The sequence below is a fragment of the Streptomyces sp. UH6 genome (genome assembly GCF_013421635.1).
GTDB lineage: Bacteria > Actinomycetota > Actinomycetes > Streptomycetales > Streptomycetaceae > Streptomyces > Streptomyces abyssomicinicus.
Genome location: NZ_JACADT010000452.1, coordinates 1 through 4,431 on the forward strand (window position 1 = coordinate 1; position 4,431 = coordinate 4,431).

Annotated in this window: 5 protein-coding genes; 4 read left to right on the forward strand and 1 reads right to left on the reverse strand. The window is 74.2% G+C overall.

Annotation, left to right across the window (positions count from 1 at the left end; all coding sequences use genetic code 11):
• The first annotated feature begins 45 nt into the window (after positions 1-45).
• Positions 46-654, forward strand: a complete 609-nt coding sequence (locus HW445_RS19675) for a histidine phosphatase family protein (RefSeq protein WP_180222306.1) — start codon at positions 46-48, stop codon at positions 652-654.
• Between the two features lie 40 nt (positions 655-694).
• Here HW445_RS19675 and HW445_RS19680 read toward each other — a convergent pair whose 3' ends face one another.
• Positions 695-1,129, reverse strand: coding sequence for a PPOX class F420-dependent oxidoreductase (locus HW445_RS19680; protein WP_180222307.1), 435 nt, complete (start codon positions 1,127-1,129; stop codon positions 695-697).
• Positions 1,130-1,246: 117 nt separating this feature from the next.
• Here HW445_RS19680 and HW445_RS19685 point away from each other — a divergent pair, with 117 nt between their 5' ends.
• From HW445_RS19685 to HW445_RS19695, 3 genes are all read left to right on the forward strand, one after another.
• Complete coding sequence (locus tag HW445_RS19685) at positions 1,247-2,488, forward strand: serine hydrolase (protein WP_180222308.1); 1,242 nt, start codon at positions 1,247-1,249, stop codon at positions 2,486-2,488.
• Positions 2,489-2,759: 271 nt separating this feature from the next.
• Positions 2,760-3,707: an ABC transporter ATP-binding protein gene (locus HW445_RS19690; protein WP_180222309.1), complete on the forward strand. Its 948-nt coding sequence runs from the start codon at positions 2,760-2,762 to the stop codon at positions 3,705-3,707.
• 14 nt (positions 3,708-3,721) lie between these two features.
• A partial coding sequence (locus HW445_RS19695; protein ID WP_180222310.1) for an ABC transporter permease occupies positions 3,722-4,431 on the forward strand: 710 nt, incomplete at its 3' end.

Sequence of the window (4,431 nt, forward strand, 5' to 3'; positions counted from 1 at the left end):
CGTCGAGGCGGCCGGCCCCTCGGGTCCGCGGTAGGCGGGCCGGTCGTGGGCGATCTTCTGCTGCTGCGGCACGGCGAGACCGAGTGGAGCGCGGCACGCCGGCACACCAGCCGCACCGACCTGCCGCTCACCCCCAGGGGCGAGGAGGAGGCGCGGGCGGTGGTTCCGCTGCTCGCCGGCCGGACGCCGCTCACCGTGCTGACCAGCCCGCGGCTGCGCGCCGTCGCCACCGCGCGGCTGGCGGGACTGTCCGGGGCGGAGACGGAGCCGGAGCTGCGGGAGTGGGAGTACGGGGCGTACGAGGGGATGATGACGGAGGAGATCCGCCGGGACCGGCCCGGCTGGAACATCTGGAGCGACGGGTGCCCGCCCTCCGCGGACGGGCACCCCGGGGAACTCCCGGAGGAGGTCGGCGCCCGGGCGGACCGGGTGCTGGCCCGCATCGAGCCGCTGCTGCGGGCCGACCGGGGTGACGTCCTGCTGGTGGCCCACGGTCACTACCTGCGCGTCCTGACGGCCCGCCGGCTCGGCCTGCCGCCCGGGGACGGACGGCTGTTCCAGATCTTCACCGGCACCGTCAGCCGTCTGTCCGCCGAGCACGGCCGCCCGGTGGTCTCGGTGTGGAACGCCCGGCCCGGTGGCACGGAACTCTAGGCGGGAGGACCGCCACCGCCACGGACCGGACGCCCGGCCGTCACCCCTGGGCGCCCTTCGGGATGCCGTACACCCGCTCCACGCGCAGCCGCAGCACCAGTCTCCGGTCGCGCACCATGGCCGCGCGGTAGTCGTCCCAGTCGGGGTGCTCGCCGTTGACGTCGCGGTAGAGGCGTATCAGCTCCTCCACCGTCCCGTCCCGCGGGTCCCGGGCCACCGGGGTCAGCTCGGCGGTGCCGTCGGCGACCGTGTAGGCCCAGCGGTCGGCGCTGGTCACGTGGTAGGAGGCACGGGGATCGCGGCGCAGGTTGCGGGTCTTGGCCCGGTCGTCCGTGACGGAGATCCGGAGCAGGCGTTCCTCCGGGTAGTAGGCGTGGTTGACGTTGGACAGCTGCGGCCGCCCGTCGGACCTGAGAGTCGCCAGCACTCCGCCGTCGGCCTCGGAGAGCAGGGCGAGCAGGGCTTCTTCGCTCATACCCGCCGAACGTCCCCATCGGCCGGCGTGTTCCCCGTGCGGCCCGATCAGGTCTGAGATTGCGCCGGACGGGGTATCCCGGTTCAGCTTGCGGAAGGTACACGGAAGGCCAGGAGCATGACGGCGACCGCGAGGACGGTGTTGCGCCAGGAGATCGACCCGGACGAGGCGGGGCTCGATCCGCGGCGGCTGGAGGAGCTGGACCGGCTGCTGGCCCGGCACGTCGAGACCGGGAGCCTGCCGGGCTACCTGCTGTCGGTGGCGCGGGCCGGCCGGGTGGCGCGGCTGACCGTCTGCGGCAGCCGGGACCTCGCCGCGGGTCTGCCGGTGGAGCCGGACACCCTCTGGCGGATCTACTCGATGACCAAGCCGGTCACCTCGGTGGCGGCGATGGTGCTGGTCGAACAGGGCCTGCTCTCGCTGGACGACCCGCTCGAGCGCCACCTGCCGGCCTTCGCCGCCCCCCGCGTACACGTGGCGGGCGAGGGCCCGGGCATGCGGACCCGGCCGGCCGACGGGCCCGTCCTGATCCGGCACCTGCTCTCCCACACGGCAGGCCTGACCTTCGCCTTCCACCACGCCCATCCGGTGGACGCCCTCTACCGGGAGGCGGGCCTGCACGCCTCGGTGCTGCCGGGCGGCGACCTGGCCGAGACCTGCGACGCGTACGCCCGGCTTCCGCTCCAGTTCGAACCGGGAAGCGGGTGGAACTACTCCGTGGCCACCAACGTGCTGGGCCGGGTGATCGAGGTGGTCTCGGGTCTCCCGCTGGACGTCTTCGTGACCGAGCGGGTCCTGCGGCCGCTGCGGATGCACGACAGCGGGTTCCGGATCGACGGGGAACAGGCCGGGCGGCTGGCCGAACTCTACGGCGACGGCGACGACGGCCTGCTCGAGGTCCTGCCCGGGACCCCGGTGCGGGAGCGGCCTCGGTTCGTGTCCGGCAGCGGGGGGCTGGTGGCGAGCGCGGGCGACTACCACCGCTTCATGGAGATGCTCCGGCGCCGCGGCGAACTGGACGGCGTACGGCTGCTGCGGCCCGCGACGGTGGAGCTGATGACCCGCAGTCACCTGCCGGACGGCGCGGACATCAGGAGCTTCGGAGCGCCGGTCCACGACGAGCCCGCCAACGCCGGGGTGGGCTTCGGGCTGGGGTTCTCCGTGGTCGTGGACCCCTCGCGCGCGCAGTCGCCGTCCTCGCGCGGGACCTTCGGCTGGAAGGGCGTGGCGACCACGCTCTTCGAGGTGGACCCGGTGCACGATCTGACCGTGCAGTTCATGACGCAGGTGCGGCCCCGGCGGTCGCGGATGCTGTTCCCGGAGATCCGGCGGCTGGTCCACGCGTCGGTCGTGGACTGACGGCGGTCCGGGCGAGCCGCGCGGGCCGCTGCCGCCCGGTCGTGGTCCCGCATCAACCGATCGGACGATGCGCCCTCGCACCGGACGGACGATACGCCTTCGCACCGATCGGACGACGCGCCCTCGCACCGGACGGACGATACGCCTTCGCACCGATCGGACGACGCGCCCTCGCACCGGACGGGCGATGCGGCTTCGCGCCGGACGGGCGATGCGGCTTCGCGCCGGACGGGCGATGCGGCGTGCGGCGCCCGCGGGGGACGCTTCCCCCATGGCGACGACGAACCCGAGGAACACGACGGCACCCACGACTTCCCGCCGGGCGGCGGTCGTCGAGGTCGAGGGACTGCGCAAGGCCTACGGCGGCCGGACCGTCGTGGACGGTGTCTCCTTCACCGTCGAGGAGGGCGAGATCTTCGGCATCCTCGGCCCCAACGGCGCGGGCAAGACCACCACCGTCGAGTGCGTCGAGGGCCTGCGGTCCCCCGACGCCGGCCGGATCCGGGTGGCGGGGCTGGACCCGGCCGCCGACCACGAGAAGGTCACCCACCTCCTCGGCGCGCAGCTCCAGGAGAGCGAGCTGCAGCCCAAACTCACCGTCCGCGAGGCGCTGGAGCTGTACGCCGCCCTGTACCCCGCCCCCGCCGACGGCTACGAGCTGGCCGGGCGGCTGGGCCTGACCGACCAGCTGGACACCCGGTTCGGCAAGCTGAGCGGCGGCCAGAAGCAGCGCCTGTTCATCGCGCTCGCCCTGATCGGCAACCCGCGGATCGTGGTGCTCGACGAGCTGACCACCGGCCTGGATCCGCGGGCCCGCCGTGACACCTGGGACCTGATCGACGACGTCCGCGCCCGGGGCGTGACCGTCCTGCTGGTCACCCACTTCATGGAGGAGGCGCAGCGGCTGTGCGACCGGATCGCCATCGTCGACGGCGGCCGGATCACCGCGCTGGACACCCCGCAGGGACTGATCGGCAGGGCCGCCGGCGCCACCCACATCTCCTTCACCCCGTCCGAGCCGCTGGACGACGCCGAACTGGCCGCCCTGCCGGGGCTCGCGTCCAGGGAGGACAAGGACGGCCGGCTCACCCTGGCCGGCACCGACGACACCGTGAACGCGGTCGTCCAGCTGCTCGTCCGGCGGCGCGTCACCGCCCACCAGTTGCGCGTCACCGACGCCACGCTGGACGACGCCTTCCTCGATCTCACCACCACCTGACGGAGGCCCACCCCATGTCCGCGACCCCCACTCCCGCCCCGGCCGTCCCCTCGGCCTCGGGCGGCTCCGCAGCGGCCCGCCGTCCGCACCGGGCGGTGCTGCGGGCCGAGACCCGCCTCTTCCTCCGGGAACCCGGCAACTTCTTCTGGATCGCGGTCTTCCCGCCCGGCCTGCTGGCGCTCCTCGGGCTGATCCCGACCTTCCGCGAACCCGACCCGAACCTCGGGGGCGTCCGGCTGATCGAGACCTACGTGCCGGTGACCGTGCTGGTCGCGCTGATCGTGTCCGGCGTCCAGGCGTTGCCGCCGGTGATCACCGGCTACCGGGAGCGCGGCATCCTGCGCCGTATGTCCGCGACGCCGGTGCGCCCCTCGGCGTTGCTGGCCGCGCAGATGGGTCTGCACGGCGCGGCCGCCCTGGTGTCGGTCCTGCTGTCGCTGGCGGTCGGCCGGATCGCCTGCGGCGTCGGGCTGCCGGAGCAGGTGGCCGGATACCTGCTGGCTCTGCTGCTGGCGGCCGCCGCCGCGCTCGCCATGGGCGCCCTGGTGGCCGCGTTCTCCCCGACCGCGAAGGTCGCCACGGCGGTCGGCTCGGTCGTGTTCCTGCCGATGATGTTCGCCGCCGGCGTCTGGCTGCCGGTGCAGGCCATGCCGGACGCGCTGGCCACCGCCGTGGGCTTCGTCCCCTTCGGCGCGGCGGCCGAGGCCCTCGGCCAGGCGGCCGC

Bases quoted from the DNA above. Each gene is read 5' to 3' on its own strand.
- HW445_RS19690 (WP_180222309.1), top strand. From the start codon at position 2,760: ATGGCGACGACGAACCCGAGGAACACGACGGCACCCACGACTTCCCGC.
- HW445_RS19685 (WP_180222308.1), top strand. From the start codon at position 1,247: ATGACGGCGACCGCGAGGACGGTGTTGCGCCAGGAGATCGACCCGGAC.
- HW445_RS19680 (WP_180222307.1), bottom strand. From the start codon at position 1,129: ATGAGCGAAGAAGCCCTGCTCGCCCTGCTCTCCGAGGCCGACGGCGGA.